The sequence below is a fragment of the Paroceanicella profunda genome (assembly GCF_005887635.2).
In the GTDB taxonomy this organism is placed as follows: Bacteria; Pseudomonadota; Alphaproteobacteria; order Rhodobacterales; family Rhodobacteraceae; genus Paroceanicella; species Paroceanicella profunda.
This window is the reverse complement of record NZ_CP040818.1, coordinates 2874394-2892601: the sequence shown is the minus strand read 5'-3', so window position 1 is coordinate 2892601 and position 18208 is coordinate 2874394. Positions and strand designations below refer to the sequence as shown.

19 protein-coding genes and 1 tRNA gene are annotated in these 18208 nt (G+C 69.9%); 11 read left to right on the top strand and 9 right to left on the bottom strand.

From position 1 onward, the window contains the following. Positions 1–10 precede the first annotated feature (10 nt). The 3 genes from trmFO to gluQRS are packed head-to-tail and all read left to right on the top strand — an operon-like array spanning position 11 to position 2922. Positions 11–1387, top strand: coding sequence for a methylenetetrahydrofolate--tRNA-(uracil(54)-C(5))-methyltransferase (FADH(2)-oxidizing) TrmFO (gene trmFO, locus FDP22_RS12960; protein WP_138574239.1), 1377 nt, complete (start codon positions 11–13; stop codon positions 1385–1387). A 22-nt stretch (positions 1388–1409) separates the two neighbouring features. After that, positions 1410–2027, top strand: a complete 618-nt coding sequence (locus FDP22_RS12955) for a class I SAM-dependent DNA methyltransferase (RefSeq protein WP_138574237.1) — start codon at positions 1410–1412, stop codon at positions 2025–2027. Further along, on the top strand, positions 2008–2922 hold the full coding sequence (gene gluQRS, locus FDP22_RS12950) for a tRNA glutamyl-Q(34) synthetase GluQRS (protein WP_138574235.1): 915 nt from the start codon (positions 2008–2010) through the stop codon (positions 2920–2922). The genes FDP22_RS12955 and gluQRS overlap by 20 nt, the downstream gene beginning before the upstream one ends. Here gluQRS and hisI read toward each other — a convergent pair. Further along, a complete protein-coding gene (hisI, locus tag FDP22_RS12945) occupies positions 2888–3262 on the bottom strand; it encodes a phosphoribosyl-AMP cyclohydrolase (RefSeq protein WP_138574233.1) in 375 nt (124 codons plus the stop codon). The genes gluQRS and hisI overlap by 35 nt on opposite strands. A gap of 81 nt (positions 3263–3343) precedes the next feature. Between hisI and FDP22_RS12940 the strand changes: the two genes are divergently transcribed. Then, complete coding sequence (locus FDP22_RS12940) at positions 3344–3796, top strand: iron-sulfur cluster assembly scaffold protein (RefSeq protein WP_138574231.1); 453 nt, start codon at positions 3344–3346, stop codon at positions 3794–3796. A gap of 362 nt (positions 3797–4158) precedes the next feature. On the opposite strand, the gene FDP22_RS12935 is transcribed toward FDP22_RS12940, so the two are convergent. The 5 genes from FDP22_RS12935 to FDP22_RS12915 form a co-directional block, all read right to left on the bottom strand. Then, entirely contained in the window at positions 4159–4812 is a 654-nt protein-coding gene (locus FDP22_RS12935) for a DUF1638 domain-containing protein (RefSeq protein ID WP_138574229.1), read from the bottom strand. A 2-nt stretch (positions 4813–4814) separates the two neighbouring features. Next, entirely contained in the window at positions 4815–5513 is a 699-nt protein-coding gene (locus FDP22_RS12930; RefSeq protein ID WP_138574227.1) for a corrinoid protein, read from the bottom strand. Between the two features lie 107 nt (positions 5514–5620). Next, positions 5621–6628 carry a betaine--homocysteine S-methyltransferase gene (bmt, locus tag FDP22_RS12925; protein ID WP_138574225.1) on the bottom strand — a complete coding sequence of 336 codons (1008 nt, stop codon included), beginning with the start codon at positions 6626–6628 and terminating at the stop codon, positions 5621–5623. 88 nt (positions 6629–6716) lie between these two features. Next, positions 6717–7145 (bottom strand): SufE family protein, encoded by a 429-nt coding sequence (locus FDP22_RS12920; protein ID WP_138574223.1) that lies wholly within the window; start codon positions 7143–7145, stop codon positions 6717–6719. Positions 7146–7175: 30 nt separating this feature from the next. After that, positions 7176–7949, bottom strand: a complete 774-nt coding sequence (locus FDP22_RS12915) for a precorrin-6A/cobalt-precorrin-6A reductase (protein ID WP_138574221.1) — start codon at positions 7947–7949, stop codon at positions 7176–7178. Between the two features lie 73 nt (positions 7950–8022). Between FDP22_RS12915 and FDP22_RS12910 the strand changes: the two genes are divergently transcribed. Then, complete coding sequence (locus FDP22_RS12910; protein WP_138574219.1) at positions 8023–8502, top strand: hypothetical protein; 480 nt, start codon at positions 8023–8025, stop codon at positions 8500–8502. 47 nt (positions 8503–8549) lie between these two features. Here the strand turns inward: FDP22_RS12910 and rnd are convergent, their stop codons facing one another. Beyond that, the gene (gene rnd / locus FDP22_RS12905; RefSeq protein WP_138574217.1) at positions 8550–9722 is read right to left on the bottom strand and encodes a ribonuclease D; all 1173 of its coding nucleotides are present in this window, start codon (positions 9720–9722) and stop codon (positions 8550–8552) included. Positions 9723–9809: 87 nt separating this feature from the next. Here rnd and FDP22_RS12900 point away from each other — a divergent pair, with 87 nt between their 5' ends. Next, positions 9810–10454, top strand: a complete 645-nt coding sequence (locus FDP22_RS12900; RefSeq protein WP_138574215.1) for a ParA family protein — start codon at positions 9810–9812, stop codon at positions 10452–10454. Positions 10455–10661: 207 nt separating this feature from the next. Here FDP22_RS12900 and FDP22_RS12895 read toward each other — a convergent pair. After that, positions 10662–10748: transfer RNA gene (locus FDP22_RS12895), tRNA-Leu, on the bottom strand. 184 nt (positions 10749–10932) lie between these two features. Here FDP22_RS12895 and lipB point away from each other — a divergent pair. The 3 genes from lipB (at position 10933) to FDP22_RS12880 (ending at position 14114) form a co-directional block, all read left to right on the top strand. Then, a complete protein-coding gene (gene lipB, locus FDP22_RS12890) occupies positions 10933–11661 on the top strand; it encodes a lipoyl(octanoyl) transferase LipB (RefSeq protein WP_138574213.1) in 729 nt (242 codons plus the stop codon). A 239-nt stretch (positions 11662–11900) separates the two neighbouring features. Continuing rightward, positions 11901–13538 carry a cytochrome c oxidase subunit I gene (gene ctaD / locus FDP22_RS12885; protein WP_138574211.1) on the top strand — a complete coding sequence of 546 codons (1638 nt, stop codon included), beginning with the start codon at positions 11901–11903 and terminating at the stop codon, positions 13536–13538. Between the two features lie 51 nt (positions 13539–13589). Next, a complete protein-coding gene (locus FDP22_RS12880) occupies positions 13590–14114 on the top strand; it encodes a DUF2244 domain-containing protein (RefSeq protein WP_170317691.1) in 525 nt (174 codons plus the stop codon). Positions 14115–14278: 164 nt separating this feature from the next. On the opposite strand, the gene FDP22_RS12875 is transcribed toward FDP22_RS12880, so the two are convergent. Beyond that, positions 14279–14734: a GatB/YqeY domain-containing protein gene (locus FDP22_RS12875; RefSeq protein ID WP_138574207.1), complete on the bottom strand. Its 456-nt coding sequence runs from the start codon at positions 14732–14734 to the stop codon at positions 14279–14281. 187 nt (positions 14735–14921) lie between these two features. Here FDP22_RS12875 and carA point away from each other — a divergent pair, with 187 nt between their 5' ends. After that, complete coding sequence (gene carA / locus FDP22_RS12870) at positions 14922–16076, top strand: glutamine-hydrolyzing carbamoyl-phosphate synthase small subunit (RefSeq protein ID WP_138574205.1); 1155 nt, start codon at positions 14922–14924, stop codon at positions 16074–16076. 137 nt (positions 16077–16213) lie between these two features. Next, entirely contained in the window at positions 16214–18205 is a 1992-nt protein-coding gene (locus tag FDP22_RS12865; protein ID WP_170317690.1) for a glycosyltransferase, read from the top strand. Positions 18206–18208: the final 3 nt, after the last annotated feature.

Genomic DNA, 18208 nt, shown 5'->3' with positions numbered 1-18208 from the left:
AACCGGCGCCATGACACAGCCCATTCACATCATCGGCGGCGGCATGGCCGGGTCCGAGGCCGCCTGGCAGGCCGCCCAGCTCGGCGTGCCCGTCGTCCTGCACGAGATGCGCCCGCACGTGGCCACCTTCGCCCACCAGACCGAGGGCCTGGCGGAGCTGGTGTGCTCCAACTCCTTCCGCTCGGACGATGACGAGAGCAACGCCGTGGGCCTCTTGCACTGGGAGATGCGCCAGGCCGGCGGGCTGATCATGGAGATGGGCGACGCCCATGCCCTGCCCGCCGGCGGCGCGCTGGCCGTGGACCGCCACGCCTTCTCCGACGCCGTCACCCGCAGGCTCTCCGAGCATCCGCTCATCACCATCGAGCGCGGGGAGATCGCCGGCCTGCCGCCCGAGGACTGGACGAGCGTGATCGTGGCCACCGGCCCGCTCACCTCGCCCGCCCTGGCCGAGGCGGTGCTGAGCCTCACCGGCGAGGACAGCCTCGCCTTCTTCGACGCCATCGCCCCCATCGTCTATGCCGAGAGCGTGGACCTCTCCAAGGCCTGGTTCCAGTCGCGCTACGACAAGGGCGAAACCGAGGAGGACCGCACCGCCTACCTCAACTGCCCGATGGACCGCGCGCAATACGAGGCCTTCATCGACGCGCTGCTGGCCGCGGAGAAGACCGAGTTCCACGACTGGGAGCGCGACACGCCCTATTTCGAGGGCTGCCTGCCCATCGAGGTGATGGCCGAGCGCGGCCGCGAGACCCTGCGCTGGGGCCCGCTGAAGCCCGTCGGCCTCACCAACCCGCATGACCCGAGCGTGAAACCCCATGCCATCGTGCAGCTGCGCCGGGACAATGCGCTCGGCACGCTCTACAACATCGTCGGCTTCCAGACGAAGATGAAATACGGCGCGCAAACCTCTGTTTTCCAGATGATTCCGGGGCTGGAGAATGCCAGTTTCGCCCGGCTGGGCGGCATCCATCGCAACACGTTCCTGAACTCTCCGCGGCTGCTGGACGCGCGCATGCGCCTGAAGGCCCGGCCGAGCCTGCGCTTTGCCGGACAGGTGACGGGTGTGGAGGGCTACGTGGAATCCGCTGCCATGGGCCTGCTCGCCGGCCGGCTGGCGGCCGCCGAGCGGCTGGGCCGTGAACCGGACCTGCCACCGCGCACCACCGCCATCGGCGCGCTGCTTCACCACATCACCGGCGGGGCGGAGGCGGCGACCTTCCAGCCGATGAACGTGAACTTCGGCCTGTTCCCGCCGCTCGGCGAAGGCCCCAAAGGGCGCCGGGGCAAGAAGGACCGCGCCCGTGCCTATACGGAACGGGCCAAAACCGATTGGAATCACTGGATTTCGGCATTCGGGCTAGGCCAAATGGTTTCCGCCGGGTAAACTCCGGCAGAAGGAGACCCGCATGAGCGAACAGACATTCTGGCAACTGGCCCGGGAAACCGAAGGTCCCGGCGCGACCGAAGCGCTCTGGACCCGATGGGCCGAGGTGTATGACGCGGAGATGCTGAGCTTCGGCTATTGCGGCCCGGAGCGCTGCGCCGCTGCCCTGGCCCGGTTCGCCGGGGACAGGACAGCGCCGCTCATCGACATCGGTTGCGGCACCGGCCTCTCCGCCGCGGCGCTGCAGGCCGAGGGGTTCACCACCATCGACGGCATCGACATCTCCCAGGCGATGCTGGACCGCGCGGCTGCGGGCGGGCGCTACCGCGCCCTGATGCGCGGCGACATCGGCGAGCCTCTTCCCTGGGAGCCGGGCACTTACGCGAATGCGGCGGCCGTCGGCACCTTCTTTCCCGGCCACATGCCCGCAACGGCGATCGACGCGATCATGGCCGGCCTGCCGTCGGGCGGCTGTTTCGTCTTCACCCTGTCGGATTATGCCATCGCCCAGGGCGGCTTCGAGGGCCGGCTGCGCGAGCAGGTCGACACCGGCCATGCCGAGTTCCTGTTCAAGGAACAGGGCGACCAGCTTCCCGGCATCGGGATGACCTCCACCGTCTATGTGCTGCGCCACCGCTGAGCCGGTCACCGAGCGCTTCGCGCCCTCGCCCACCGGCCCCCTGCACCTCGGACACGCCTTCTCGGCCCTCACCGGGTTCGACGCGGCCCGCGCGGCCGGCGGCCGCTTCCTGCTGCGCATCGAGGACATCGACCGTGCCCGCGCCCGGCCGGAATGGGAGGCGGGCATCAGCGAGGACCTCGCCTGGCTGGGCCTGCGCTGGGAGACCCCGGTGCTGCGCCAGTCCGACCGCCTGCCGGCCTATCGCGATGCCCTGCTCGGCCTGTGGCGGCGCGGGCTGCTCTATTCCTGTTCCTGCACCCGCCGCGACATCGAGGCCGCCGCCTCGGCACCGCAGGAGGGGGCGGAGCCGGTGCACGGGCCGGACGGGCTGGTCTATCCCGGCACCTGCCGTGGCCGCTGGCCCGGGCCCGACACGCAGGACAGCCCGCCGGAGGACATGGCGCTGCGCCTGTCCATGCCCGAGGCCCTGGCGGCGCTGGGAGAGCGGGCGGAGCGCCTCGGCTTCCGGGAACTGGGCGCCGGCCCGGGCGGGGAGACGGGGGAGATCCGCGTCCCGCCCCGGGCGCTGCGCGATACCTGCGGCGACATCGTGCTGGCCCGGCGCGGGCTGGGCACCTCCTATCACCTCTCGGTGGTGCTGGACGATGCGGCGCAGGGTGTCACGCATGTGACGCGCGGCGAGGATCTCTTCGGCGCCACGCAGATCCACGTGCTGCTGCAGGCGCTGCTCGGCCTGCCGGTGCCGCGCTACCGCCATCACCGGCTGATCCGCGACGCCGCCGGCCGCCGGCTGGCCAAGCGCGACGATGCCCGCGCCATCCGCCTCTACCGCGAGGAGGGGCTGAGCCCGGCGGACATCAGGCGGATGACGGGTCTTCCAGCGGCGCCATGATCTCCACCTCCGCGCCCCCGCGCACGGCGGTGTAGAAGCACGAGCGGCGATTGGTGTGACAAGCCGGCCCGGTCTGCTCCACGATCAGCAGCAGGCAGTCGCGGTCGCAATCCACCCTGAGTTCGATCAGCCGCTGGCGGTGGCCCGAGGTCTCGCCCTTGCGCCACAGCTCCTGGCGCGAGCGCGACCAGTAGGTGACCTGCCCGGTCTCCAGCGTCTCGGCGATGCTGGCGGAAGTCATCCAGGCCATCATCAGCACCTCCCCCGCCTCGGACTGCGCGATGGCGGGGATCAGCCCGGCCGCGGTATAGGTCAGGCTGTCGGGATCGAAAGCAGGCATCGGCGCGGGCTCCACGGGCTTTTCGTTTCGGTCAGGGAGGCCTATGTATGGCCTCACGGGCCGGAAGGAAAGGTGAAGCCAATGAGTGGTGACGAAGACCTCATCAAGCTGTATTCCCAACGCATTCTGGGACTTGCGGCGGATATTCCGCATCGCAGCCGCCTCGAGGCGCCGCAGGTGAGCGTGATGAAGCGCTCGCCGCTGTGCGGCTCCACCGTCACGGTGGACCTGTCGCTGGAGGAGGGCCGGGTCTCCGCCTTCGGGCAGGACGTGAAGGCCTGCGCGCTCGGCCAGGCCTCGGCCTCGGTGCTGGGGTCGGTGGTGATCGGGCGCAGCCGCGCCGAGATCGAAACCGCCCGCGACCAGTTGCGCGCCATGCTCAAGCAGGGCGGCCCGGTGCCCGACGCGCCCTTCGAGGGCTATGAAGTGCTCCTCCCCGCGCGCGACTACAAGAACCGCCACGCGTCGATCATGCTGGCGCTGGAGGCGACGCTCGCCTGTTTCGACGAGATCGGCGCCCGCGCCCACGCCTGACCGCGCCGCACCCCCGGCCACGGACCCTGCCGGTTCACCGGGCTCGGGGCGCCCTGAGCGCCCGCGCCTGGCCGCGCCGCCTAGGCTCGCCCCCCGACCGCAGACCGTGCCGGCTGACCGGGCTCCAGGCGCCCTGAGCGCCCGCGCCGCCTAGGCTCGCCCCCCGGCCGCAGACTGTTTCAGCTCACCGGGATCGGGACACCCTGAGCGCCCGCGCCATCCTGCAGCGGACTGCCGGGCCCCAACGCGTCCCTGCCCCGGCTGGTCCCGCTTCCGGGCGCTCCGCGCCGCCCTGGCACGGGCAGCCCGGGCGGTGGCCGCGCGATTGCCGGATGGGAGGACCGTGACCGCGGGCGCGACCTTCAGCCGGCGACGCCCGAGAGCACCGGGGCAAGGTCGCCGTAGCCGGTGAAGCGGCGCTCGAAGGCGAGGCCGAGCCGTTCCGCCCCGGCGCGCGCGCGCTCGGTGAGCGCGGGGTCGTCGGTCTGCGCGAGATAGACCACCCGATCGTAATTGCCGAAATACATGTCGCGCAGGTCCGGATGGCGGTCCAGCCCCATGCCGCGCCACACCAGCGTGTCGAACTGCCGGGCGAGGAAATCGGTGAGGTAGAAGGTGCCGATCTCCGCCTCCGCCCGGCTGGCGAACATCTCGTTGCCGTCGAAGAAGCTGTAGCAATGCGGGCCGGCGATGCGTTCCACCCCTTCCTCGGCGCAGACACGGTCCAGCAGGCCGCCGGTGCCGCAATCGGCATAGACCACGAAGATCGCGCCGTAGCCGGCGGCACGGCCGGCGCGGACCCGGCCGCGGACGGCCTCGGGGATGCGCTCGGGGCGGTTGTGCAGCGCGGCGGGCAGGCAGGTGAGGTCGAGATGCTCCCAGCCGTTGGCGCGGGTGAGGGCGAGGATCTCGCGCGCCAGCGCCCCGCAGGCGATCAGCAGCACCCGTCCGGGCCCGCCCGCGGCCTCGGGGCCGGCCAGCCCCTCCTCCGTCAGCCGGGTGTCGTCGGGCTCCATGCTCAGCCCGTGGCGAACCGGTTGTGCTTGCGGGCGATGAACTCCTTCGCGGTCTCGACCGCCACGGCCGCGTCGCGGCAGTAGGCGTCGGCCCCGATGGCACGGCCGAACTCCTCGTTCAGCGGCGCGCCGCCCACCAGCACGATGTAGTCCTCGCGCTTGCCCTGCTCCTTCAGCGTGTCGATCACCACCTTCATGTAGGGCATGGTGGTGGTGAGCAGCGCGGACATGCCCAGGATGTCGGCCTGCTCGCGCTCCAGCGCGCCGAGGTAATTCTCCACCGCGTTGTTGATGCCGAGGTCCACCACCTCGAACCCGGCGCCCTCCATCATCATGGAGACGAGGTTCTTGCCGATGTCGTGGATGTCGCCCTTCACCGTGCCGATCACCATCTTGCCCAGGCGCGGCGCGCCGGTCTCGATCAGCAGCGGCTTGAGGATGGTCATGCCGCCCTTCATGGCATTGGCCGCCAGCAGCACCTCGGGCACGAACAGGATGCCGTCCCGGAAGTCGTTGCCGACGATGCGCATGCCCTCGACCAGCGCCTGGGTGAGGATGTCATAGGGCGCCCAGCCCCGGCTGAGCAGGATGTGGACGGATTCCTCGATCTCCTCCTTCATCCCGTCGTAGAGATCGTCGTGCATCTGCGGCACGAGCTCGTCGTCGGGGAGGTCGCTCAGGATGAGGTCGTCATCGGCCATGTCTCGGTATCCTGCTCACATGAGGGACGATTTGCCGAGCCTGCCACGCGCCGTGGCGGCCCGACATGTCAAAGGCGACGGGGCTCTGCCCCATACCGACCCGGGGCTCAGGCCCGGCGCCGGCGGCGTTCCCGGGCGGGGGCGGCCTCTCCGGCGCCGTCGCTGGCCGAGGAAAAGCCGCCGAGACGCCCGGCGATGGTCTCCAGCGTCGGACGCGGGCCCGGCGGCACGGTCTCCAGCGCGCGGCGCATGGCCGAGAGATGCGCAGGCGTGGTGCCGCAGCAACCCCCGATGATGCGCGCGCCGCAGTCGCGGGCGAGCACCGCGTAATCGGCCATCAGCTCCGGGGTGCCGTTGTAGTGGATGTGTCCGTCCATGTACCGCGGGATGCCGGCGTTGCCCTTGGCCACCACCACCGCGCCCGGGGCGTTCTCGGTGATGCCCAGCACGGTGCGCAGCAGGTCGGAGGCGCCGACGCCGCAGTTCGCCCCGAAGGCCACCGGGCTGCCCGGCAGCGCCGCGGCGATGCCCGACAGCATGGCCGGGGTGATGCCCATCATCGTGCGCCCGGCGGTGTCGAAGCTCATGGTGCCGCAGAACGGCGCGCCGATGTTCGCGGCCGCCTGGGCGGCGGCGCGCATCTCCTCCTCCGAGGAGATGGTCTCGGCCCAGAGCACGTCCGCCCCGCCGGCGATCAGCCCCCTGGCCTGCGCCTCGAAGGAGGCGACCGCCTCCTCGAAGGTGAGCGGCCCGACCGGCTGCAACAGCTCGCCCGTGGGCCCCATGGACCCGGCGACCACCACCGGCCGCCCGGCCTTCGAGACCACGTCGCGCGCCAGCTCGGCCGCGCGGGCGTTCACCTCGTGCACCCGGTCCTGCAGGCCGTGGAGCTTCAGCCGGTTCGCCGTGCCGCCGAAGGAATTGGTGAGGATGATGTCCGAACCCGCGTCCACCGAACCGCGATAGAGGTCCCGGATCTTCTCCGGAGCGTCGAAGTTCCACAGTTCCGGCGCCTCGCCGGTGGGCAGGCCGCTGTTGAACAGGTTGGTTCCCGTCGCCCCGTCGGCCATCAGCCAGTCCCGGGTGGAGAGCAGATCGCTCAGCAGGTTCGACATGATCGACGTCCTTTTCCCTTTCCGGACCCTGACCGGGCCCGATGACGACCACCTCCCCGAACTGACAGGTTCAGGGCGTGTGACCGCCCTACCCTTTTGCCGTAGTTTCCGCGATTTCCCGGACCCGGGCAACCATCGCCCGCAGCCCGTTGGAGCGTTGCGCCGAAAGATGCTTGTCGAGACCGAGCCGCGCGAGTTCGGCCACAATGTCCAGGTTGCACAGCGTGCCCGCGGTCTCGCCATTCACGCGTGTGCGCAGCACGGCGATGAGCCCGCGCACGATCAGCGCGTCCGAATCGCCGTCGAAGGTGACGACGGCCTCCGGGCCCGTGCCCTGCACGCGCGGGATCATCCACACCTGGCTGGCGCAGCCGTGCACCTTCGCGCCCTCGGTGTGAAGCGCCTCCGGCAGCGGGTCCATCTCGCGGCCGAGGTCGATCACATGGCGGTACCGGTCCTCCCAGTCCTCCAGGAATTCGAACGCGTCGACGATTTCTTCGAAGTCCGCAGCAGCCACAGGTAAATCCCCTTTGCAGAATGGGCTGACTTAAGCCACGCCGGGTGGAATTTCCACCCCGAGTTTGCCTGAAATCCAACGCACCGCCGCCGCGACCGTCGCCGCGCGCGCAAGGCCGGGCGGCGGCGCGGGCTGCGCGAGCAGGATCGCCGGCAGGCCGAGCGCGCGGGCCGCAGCGAGTTTCGGCCAGCCGCCCGCGCCCCCGGTGTTGCGCGCCACCACAAGGTCGACGCCCAGACGGGCGAACAGCTCCGCCTCGCCGGCCGCCGTGAACGGCCCCGGCGCCTCCAGCACCTGCCCGCGGGCCAGCAGCGGGCCCGGCCCCAGCACCCGCACGAACAGCTCCGCCTCCGGCAGCGCGGCGGCGAAGGGCGCGAGACGGTCGCGCCCCACCGCGAGGAACACCCGCCGCGCGCCACGCCCGGCGGCAGCCTCCGCCGCCGCGCCGGCCGTCTCCACCTGCTGCCAGCCGTCGCCCGGGCCCGGCCGCCAGGCGGGCCGCAGCAGCCTGAGCGCCGGCAGGCCGAGGGCCCGCGCCACCGCCACCCCGGAAGCCGTGCCGGCGGCATCGAAAGGATGTGTGGCGATGACCACCGCGGCGCAGCCCCGGCCGAGCCGCGCGCGCCCGGAGACATCGCCGGGCGGAAGGCTGGTCGCGGGGGTGTCGAACCCGGTTCCGCGCAGCCCCGGCGGGCGGATCAGCAGCGCGCCGGCCCCGGGGCCGGCGCTCAGCGCGGCCGCCAGGTCCTCCGCCTCCCGGGCCCCGCCCAGCAGCAGGATGCCTCGGTCTTGTGTCGCACGCATGCGCCCCGGCCTTCCAATTGATGCGATTCCGGTCTATCGCAATCGTCCAACCAAGTCTTTAGCGGGGAGACCCATGATACGTTCCGCGTTTGCACTGATACCGATTGCGCTGATGCTGGCCGGCTGCAGCTACAGTGTCGCCAACCCGTTGAGCGAACCGGACGGACCGCAGACCAGCGCCGAGGTCGCGGCCGCGAAGGTGCGCCTCGCCACCGTCGACACGCTGGACGTGGGCCGGGGCTTCCGCGGCGTGCTCGTCCAGGTGACCGCGACCGCCCCGCTGCAGGGCTTCTACGCCCCCGAACTGCGCCTGCTGGACGGCGGACGCCCCACCGCGGACGGGGCGGTGGTGCTCGAAGCCGTGGCCCTGCCGCCCGATGCGAGCCCGGTCGGCGCCGGGCCGGCGAGCGCCCGCTCGATGATCGCCGCCCAGTTCGTGGGAGATGACATCCTGGCCGGCGCGCGCAAGATCCGCGTGGTGGGCACCGACAGCGGCCTGGAACGGCCGATCCCGCCGGTTGCCCCCGCCCCGGCCCCGGCCGGCAGCTCCTGAGCCACCGGAACCGGCCTGCCGGGCGCGCCCGGCCCGGGCGGCGCGCCTCAGATCTCGATGAGCTTCACGCCGCCCTGGTCGGCCGAAAGCGCGATGCGCCCTTCGCGCAGGCGCTCTGCATCGCCGCCGAACACCTCGTGGCGCCAGCCGCTCATCGCCGGCACGTCCGCGTCCTCGCCACTGGCGATCCGGTCGAGATCGGCGCTGGAGGCGATGAGCCGCGGGGCCACGCCGCTGGCCTCGGCCTTCGCCTTCAGCAGCACGCGCAGCAGGTCGCCGAGCGCCTGGCCGCCGGGCTTCGGCACGAAGGGTTCCGGAACCACGGGCCGCTTGTCCGGCGGGCAGGCGATGCCCGCGGCCACCGCGCGCAGGATCCCGTCGGACATGTCGTTGCGCCGGCCCTCGCGCTGCAGCAGCCGTGAGCGGCCGAGCTCCTCCAGCGTGGTGGGCTTGTTGGAGGCGATCTCCAGCAGCGCGTCATCCTTCAGCAGCCGGTTGCGCGGCACGTCGCGCTCTCGCGCCTGCCGCTCGCGCCAGGCCGCCAGCTCGCGTACCACGGCAAGGAACTTCGGCGCGGTGGTGCGGGTCTTCACCCGGCGCCAGGCCTCCTCGGGGTCCATGTCGTAGGTGGCGGGCGAGGTGAGGATGGCCATTTCCTCGTCCACCCAGGCGGTGCGGCCGCTCTCGGCCAGCTGCGCGGAGAGCGCCTCGTAGATCACCCTCAGGTGGGTGACATCGGCAATGGCGTAGGAGAGCTGCTTCTCGCTCAGCGGCCGGCGCGACCAGTCGGTGAAGCGGGCGGACTTGTCCATCCCCTGCCGTGCCACCCGGCGCACGAGCGACTCGTAGCTCGCCTGATCCCCCAGCCCGCAGACCATCGCGGCCACCTGGCTGTCGAAGATCGGCTCCGGCACCGAGCCCATCAGCGTGTAGAAGATCTCGAGGTCCTGCCGTGCGGCGTGAAACACCTTCATCACGCCGGTATTGCGCATCAGCTCGAACAGCGGCTCGAGCGAAAGGCCCTTCGCCAGCGGGTCGACGATGGCGGCGGATGCTTCGTCATCCTCGCCCTCCGCGGCCGGCCTGGCGAGCTGCACGAGGCAGAGCTGGGCGTAGTAGGTCCTCTCGCGCAGGAATTCCGTATCGACCGTGACGTAGGGAGCCGTGGCGCAGTCGGAGCAGAATCGGGCGAGATCCTCGGTCGTCGTGATGATTTGCATTCTACCCCATCAAATTGCATCAATTCCTTGACAGCAATTGCATAGCGGCCCGGCTGCTGCAAGCGGGGCCGAAGAGGGAGACGCCGGATGAAGACCATCCTCATCGCCAATCGGAAGGGCGGCTGCGGCAAGACGCTGACCGCGATCACCCTCGCCGCGGCCCTGGCACAGGCCGGCGGGGCCCGGGGCGCGCGGGTGGCGCTGGCCGATGCGGACCCGCAGAAATCCGCGCTGCGCTGGCTGAAGCTGCGCCCGGCCGCGCTCGCGCCGATCCGCGCCCTGGACTGGACCGCCTCCGGCGATTTCGGCAATCGCCCCAAGAAGCTGGACTGGCTGGTGATCGATGCCCCCGGCGCGCTGGACGTGGAGAATGCCGCGGCCCTGATCGGCGAGGCGAATGCGGTGGTGGTGCCGGTGCTGCCCTCGGTCTTCGACGCCGACAGCACCCGGCGCTTCCTCAGGGAGGTCGAGGACCTCAAGCGCATCCGCAAGGGGAAGGCGCGCCTGCACCTGCTGGCGATGCGCGTGCGCCCCCAGGCCCGCGCCGCCACCTCCCTCGCCGGGTTCTTCGAGAAGATCGGCCAGCAGCCGCTGGCCTGGGTCACCGAGCGCGCCGCCTACGGCGATCTCGCCGCCGAGGGCGCCGCCCTGCATGACCGCCCGCAGAAGCTCTACGCCCCGATGAAGGCGCAATGGCAGCCGCTCATCGACACGCTCACCTCCGCGGGCTGACCCGGGACGCCCTCGCCTTCGCAGGCGGGGGCCCTCTTCACGCCCCCCCGTGCCGAGGCCCGAGAGAGTGCACCACGCGCACCCGGCCCCTGCCGGGGCGGCGCCTGCCCGCCCGGGCACCCTGCAAGGGGAGGCCCGAACGCGTTGCACGCCGGGCTCCGCTTCCGCGAGGCCCAGCGTGCATCAACGTGCATCTCAGTGTAAGTCTGGTGCGGTCGAGAAGACTCGAACTTCCACGGGAGTTACCCCACAGCGACCTCAACGCTGCGCGTCTACCAATTCCGCCACGACCGCTCCGTGACGACGCGGTGTATAGCCGCCGATTCCGGAGATGAAAAGAGCCGTTTCGCCTGTTCGGGGACTTTTTTTGCGTTCGGTGGAAGTTGGTCGCGTTTTCAACGGCATAGGGGGAATTCCCGTGATTGCATTCCCGGCTCCGGGGCGGGAGAATGGCGCGCTCCAGCGGAAGGTCAGCCAGATGAACGAAGTCCCCCCTCGCTCCGCCGTCGCCCCCGCGCCCGAGTGGCGGGTGGAGGACCGGCCGGTCAGCTATCCGGAGGCGCTCGCGGTGATGGAGGCGCGGGTGGACGCCATCGTCGCCGGGACGGCCCCGGAACTGGTCTGGCTGCTCGAACACCCGCCGCTCTACACCGCCGGCACCTCGGCCCGGCCGGAGGACCTCACCCAGCCCGACCGGTTCCCGGTGTTCCCGGCCCGGCGCGGCGGCGAATACACCTATCACGGCCCCGGCCAGCGCGTGGCCTACGTGATGCTCGACCTGAACCGGCGCGGGCGGGACCTGCGCCGCTTCGTGTGGCTGCTGGAGGAATGGGTGATCGACACTCTCGCAAGCTTCGGCGTGCGCGGGGAGCGCCGGGAGGGGCGTGTCGGCATCTGGGTGGTGCGCCCGGAGCGCCCGCCCCTGCCCGACGGCGCGCCCGCCGAGGACAAGATCGCCGCCATCGGCCTGCGCCTGCGCCGCTGGGTGAGCTTTCACGGCATCTCGATCAATCTGGAGCCGGACCTGAGCCATTTCGACGGCATCGTGCCCTGCGGCATCCGAGATCGCGGCGTGACGAGCCTGGCAGACCTCGGCATCCCGGCGGCCATGCCGGACCTCGACCTGGCCCTGCAGGCCAGCTTCCTGCGCATCTTCGGCACGGCAGAGCAGCCCCCGGCCGGTCCGCCCCGGCGCTCCGACCGGTAACGCACGCCCTGAGGCCGCGGAACGGGGCGTCCATTGCGCTCCCCCTGCTGGGGCTTCGGCAAAACTCCGGGCTGTGCTAGTGTTTCTGCGCAATGTTAACTCCGGATCAACCGGCATGCGGCGAACGTGCCAATTGAGCCGCCAGGAGGACCGGAGTAAATGTCGGACCAAGTTGTGGACTCGTGCACGTGGCAGCGTGTGCGAGTCGGCAGGCAGAGCAACGTGGCAGGGAGTGAATAATGGCCGACGCAGCCGTACATGCCCATGAGGACAACCGGGGGTGGTTCACCCGCTGGTTCATGTCCACAAATCATAAGGATATCGGGATCCTCTACCTGTTCACCGCAGGTGTGATCGGGTTCATCTCGGTGGCCTTTACCGTGTACATGCGCCTGGAGCTGATGCAGCCGGGCGTGCAGTACATGACCTTCGAAGACGGCTCGCCCAATGGCCATCTCTGGAACGTGATCATCACCGCCCACGGCATCCTGATGATGTTCTTCGTGGTGATTCCCGCGCTCTTCGGCGGCTTCGGCAACTATTTCATGCCGCTGATGATCGGCGCGCCGGACATGGCGTTCCCGCGGCTGAACAACCTCTCCTACTGGCTCTACGTCTGCGGCTGCACGCTGGCGGTGCTCTCGGTGGTCTCGCCGGGGGGCAACGGGCAGATGGGGTCGGGCATCGGCTGGGTGCTCTACGCGCCGCTGTCGACCCAGGAGGGCGGCTATTCGACCGACCTCGCCATCTTCGCGGTGCATGTCTCCGGCGCCTCCTCCATCCTCGGCGCCATCAACATCATCACCACCTTCCTGAACATGCGCGCCCCGGGCATGACCATCTTCAAGGCGCCGCTCTTCGCCTGGTCGATCCTGGTCACGGCCTTCCTGATCCTGTTCTCCCTGCCCGTGCTGGCCGGCGCCATCACCATGCTGCTGACCGACCGGAACTTCGGCACCACCTTCTTCCAGCCCGATGGCGGCGGAGATCCGGTGCTCTACCAGCACCTGCTGTGGTTCTTCGGCCATCCGGAAGTCTACATGATCATCGTGCCGGGCTTCGGCATCATCAGCCACGTGATCTCGACCTTCTCGAAGAAGCCGATCTTCGGCTACCTGCCGATGGTCTGGGCCATGGTCGGCATCGGCGTGCTGGGCTTCGTGGTCTGGGCGCACCACATGTACACCGTGGGCATGTCCGTCACCCAGCAGAGCTACTTCATGATGGCGACGATGGTGATCGCGGTGCCCACCGGCATCAAGATCTTCTCCTGGATCGCGACCATGTGGGGCGGCTCCATCGAGCTCAAGACGCCCATGCTCTGGGCCTTCGGCTTCCTGTTCCTGTTCACCGTGGGCGGCGTGACCGGCGTGGTGCTCAGCCAGGCGGCCATCGACCGGGCCATGCATGACACCTACTACGTGGTGGCGCATTTCCACTACGTGATGAGCCTCGGCGCGGTGTTCTGCATCTTCGCCGGCGTCTACTACTGGATCGGCAAGATGTCCGGCCGCCAGTACCCGGAATTCTGGGGCAAGGTGCATTTCTGGATGATGTTCATCGGGGCGAACCTCACCTTCTTCCCGCAGCACTTCCTCGGCTACCAGGGCATGCCGCGCCGCTACATCGACTATCCGGAGCAGTTCGCGCTCTGGAACATGGTCTCCTCGATCGGCGCGTTCATTTCCTTCGCCTCGTTCCTGCTCTTCATCGGCATCGTGTTCTACACGCTCACCCGCGGCCAGCGCGTGACGGAGAATTCCTACTGGGGCCCGTCGGCGGATACCCTGGAATGGACCCTTCCGAACCCGCCGCCGGAGCACACGTTCGAGACCCTGCCGACCCCGGACATGTGGGACCACCAGAAACACCACTGAGGGATGCGCGCGGTGGTAGACACCACCCCATCACAACCGGCCGGAGCCCCCGTGGCTCCGGCCCTTCCCTTCCGGGACAGCGCGCCGCTCTACACGGCGCTGCTCTGGCCACACCGCTCGCTCAGCCAGCGCGGTTTCCGGCTGCTCATCCTGCTCACATCGCTGGTCTACCTGATCCCGCTCGCGGCCTTCGTCGGCACGTCGGCGCTCTGGGTCATGCTGCCCTTCGCCGGCCTGCACGTGGCCCTGCTCTGGGCCTTCATGCGCCGCAATTATCGCGACGCGCGCATCACCGAGGAACTGAAGCTCTGGCCCGATCTCCTCACCGTGGAGCGGCGCGACCCCGGCGGCCAGGTCCGCCACTGGCACGCGAATCCCTACTGGGTGCGGATCGACATCGCCCCCGAGGGCCGGCTGGAGAATTATCTCACCCTCTCCGGCAGCGGCCGCCGCATCGAGCTCGGTGCCTTCCTTTCCGCCGAGGAGCGCAAGAGCCTGCATGACGAACTGACCCGCGCCATCGCCCGCGCCATCGCCGCCCCGACCTGCCCGGAACCGGACCAGGGCCGCGGGTAACCTGTCGCCCACCCCGCGCGCCCCCGCCGGCACCGGAGCGCCCGACCCCCTTGCCCTCACCTCGGGCAGGACCGTTTCCGGCCGACAGCGCTCCGCGCAACGAAAGGGGCCGCGGCGCATGACGCCGCGGCCCCTGCCGCACTCTGTCCCCGGTCAGCAGCCGCTCAGCCGAGCGCTGCACGCACCGCGGCACCGGCCTTCGCGAAGTCCATCTGGCCGGCGTACTGGGATTTCAGGATCCCCATCACCTTGCCCATGTCGCGGATGGAATGCGCCTGGGTCTGGGCCACCGCCTGCTTCACGGCCGCTTCCACCTCCGCGTCATCGAGCCGGCGCGGGAGGAATTCCTCGATCACCGCGATCTCGGAGCGCTCCTGCTCGGCCAGTTCCAGCCGGCCACCTTCCTCGTAAAGCCGCGCACTTTCCTGGCGCTGCTTGATCATGCGCCCGAGGATACCCAGTATCTCGGCATCGCTGACCCCGTTGTCCGACCCATCCCCCGTGCGGGCTGCGATGTCGCGGTCCTTGATGGCCGCGTTGATCAGACGGATCGTCGAGAGGCGGGTGGCGTCCTTGGACACCATCGCCTCCTTCATTGCCTTGGTAAGACGCTCGCGCATCGTGTTCCTCGTTCCCTCCGACGGCAAGCCGTCCCCAGAAGAGGAGGATTTTACAGGAATCCCCGGACAGTCACAATGACATTGCGCTGCAGCAAGCAGTTGTAAACAAAAGGTAAATTATATTCGGAGTCCGGTGTTGACCTTCACTCTCCGCCTCAATAGGTTCCGCCGAATCCGCGCGAAAGGTATGCACATGACCCGCCCAGGCCCCATCGGAAAGCCCACTGCCTGTCTCGTTCTCGCCGATGGCTCGATTTTCTACGGCCGAGGCTTCGGGGCGACAGGCACCACCGTGGCCGAACTGTGCTTCAACACTGCGATGACCGGCTATCAGGAGATCATGACCGATCCGTCCTACGCCGGCCAGATCGTCACCTTCACCTTCCCCCACATCGGCAACACCGGCGTGAACGACGAGGATGACGAAACCACCGAGCCCGTGGCCGCCGGAATGGTGGTGAAATGGGACCCGACGGAGCCCTCGAACTGGCGCAGCGCCGGTGACCTGCCGGACTGGCTGGCCCGCCGCGGCCGCATCGCCATCGGTGGCATCGACACCCGCCGCCTCACCCGGCTGATCCGGCTGCAGGGCATCCCGCACGTTGCCCTCCAGCACAATCCGGACGGCGTGTTCGACGTGGAGGACCTGCTCCAGAAAGCCCGCTCCTTCAAGGGGATGGTGGGCGCCGACCTCGCGCGTGAGGTCACCTGCGCCCAGTCCTACCGCTGGAACGAGATGCGCTGGTCCTGGCCCGAGGGCTATCGCCCGCGGGAGGGCGAAGGCCGCCGCGTCGTCGCCATCGACTACGGTGCGAAGCGCAACATCCTGCGCTGCCTCGCCTCCGCGGGCTGTGACGTGACGGTGCTGCCGGCCAGCGCCACCGCCGAGGACGTGCTGGCGCATGATCCCGAGGGCCTGTTTCTCTCCAACGGCCCCGGAGACCCCGCCGCCACCGGCGAGTATGCCGTGCCGATGATCCGCTCGGTGATGGAGCAGAGCGGCATGCCGGTGTTCGGCATCTGCCTCGGCCACCAGATGCTCGCGCTCGCCCTGGGGGCCCGCACTGTGAAGATGAATCACGGCCATCATGGCGCGAATCACCCGGTGAAGGACCTGGAGACCGGCAAGGTGGAGATCACGTCGATGAACCACGGGTTCACGGTGGACAGCCAGACCCTGCCCGAGGGCGTGAAGGAAACGCATGTCTCGCTGTTCGACGGCTCGAACTGCGGCATCCGGATGCGCGACCGGCCGGTGTTCTCGGTGCAGTACCACCCGGAGGCCAGCCCGGGCCCGATGGACAGTTCCTACCTCTTCGAGCGCTTCGTCGCCGCGATGTGATGGGGCAGGCCGGCCTCGCGACCGGCCTGTCCCGCCCCCGGGCCGTGGTGCCTGGTCGAGCCCTCGTTCTGGTTAAGCCCTCGTTAAGGCTGATTTGCGATGACTGGACGCCCCGGGTCCAGGAAAGTCGCCCCATCGTGTCTACCGAGCTGCACGTCCCCCCTTCCAGACTGTCGGCAGGCCCTGCCCGCATTCAGGCTCAGCAGTTCGGCGCCTTTCTTGTCGCGCGCGGGCTGATCGACGCGGCGATCCTCGGGCGCGCGCTGGCCCGGCAGAGGCGCAGCCGCCGGCCGCTGGGGGAGGTGCTGGTGGCGCATGGCCAGCTCAGCCGCAGCGCATTGGTGCGCGCGCAGGGCACCTTTCTCGGCATCATGGAGGTGGACCTGGTCGGCGCCCCGGCCGACCCTGCCCTGCTCGCGCGCTGTTCCGCGCCGGCCTGTCTCGACATCGGCTGCATTCCCTGGCGGCGCGTGGGCGGCACCGTCATCCTCGTGCTGGCGGACCCGACACCCGAGCGCCTGCGCGAGGCGGAGCAGGCCTGCGGGCTGGTCCCCGGCTCCGCCGCGGCAGCCATCGCCGACCGGCTGGACATCGAGGCCGCCCTCGCCCTCGCCTTCCGCGAACGGCTCGCGCGCCGGGCCAGCCGCCGCACCCGGATCGACCTCTCCTGCCGCAGCTGGGGCCGGCACACGCGCGCTGTGGCCGCCGGCTGCGTGGGCCTGGTGCTGCTCGCCTTCGCCGGCTTCGGCATCGCCCCCTGCCTCGCGCTGATCTTCTGTCTCGCCGTGCTCTCCAACGCCGCGACCACCGCGCTGCGGCTCATCTCGCTCCTGCTGTCCTGGATCATCGAGGATCGCAGCCCCGTGCATGACCTGCCCCGCCTCAGCCGGTTCCGCACCTTGCCGCAAGTGTCGATCATGGTGCCGCTGTTCCGGGAGACGAAGGTGCTGGACCGCTTGCTCGCGGCCCTCGGGCGGCTGGACTATCCGGCGGAGCTGCTCGACATCATCCTGGTGCTGGAGGAGGACGACACCCGGATGGTCGAGGCCGTGCGCGCTCGCAGCCTGCCGCCCACCTGCCGCGCCCTCACCGTGCCCGCCGACAGCCTGCGCACCAAGCCGCGCGCCCTGAACTACGCGCTGGATTTCTGCCGCGGGGACATCGTCGGCATCTATGATGCGGAGGACCAGCCGGACCCGAAACAGGTGGCCGCCGTCATCGAGGCCTTCGCCGAGAGCCCGGCGCGCGTCGCCTGCATCCAGGCGCGCCTGTCGTATTTCAACGCGGGCGAAAACTGGGTCTCGCGCTGTTTCGCGGCCGAATATGCCACCTGGTTCAACGTGTTGCTGAAGGGGTTGCAGCGCGTCCGCTTCCCCGTGCCGCTGGGTGGCACCTCGGTGTTCTTCCGCCGCGCCGCGCTTGAGGCGGTGGGCGCCTGGGATGCGCACAACGTCACGGAGGACGCGGATCTGGGCATGCGGCTCGCACGCTTCGGCCTGCGCACCCGGGTGATCAACTCCGTCACGCTGGAGGAAGCGAACTGCCGCCCCTGGCCCTGGGTGAAGCAGCGCTCACGCTGGCAGAAGGGCTACATGGTCACCTGGATCACCCACATGCTGCGGCCCGCCACGCTCTGGCGCGACCTGGGGCCGTACCGCTTCCTCGGCTTCCAGGTGCTGATGCTGGGCGGCGCTTCGGCGCAACTGTCGCTTCCGCTGCTCTGGCTGGGCTGGGGCATGTCGTCGCTCGGCTTCGTGCCGAGCTGGATCGCGGCCGTTCCCGCGCCGCTGATGCCGATCATCGCCGCAAGCCTGCTGGCCGGCCAGGTGGTGTTCTTCGCCACCAACATCCGCGCCCTGGTCAACACCGGTCAGGCGCGGTTGATCCCCTGGCTGGCGGTGCTGCCGATCTACTGGCCGCTCGGCGCGGCGGCGGCCTACAAGGCCCTGTTCGAGCTGGTGTTCTCACCGTTCTACTGGGACAAGACGGATCACGGCGTGAGCGCGGTAGACCCGTACGCGGGCGCGCCCCTGCCCGGCTTCAAGGCGGCGGAAAATCCCGGGGCGCGGGCCGATGCCGTGCCGCCGATGATGCCGCTCGAAGCACAGGCAGTCGCCGCCCGGGCCTGACAC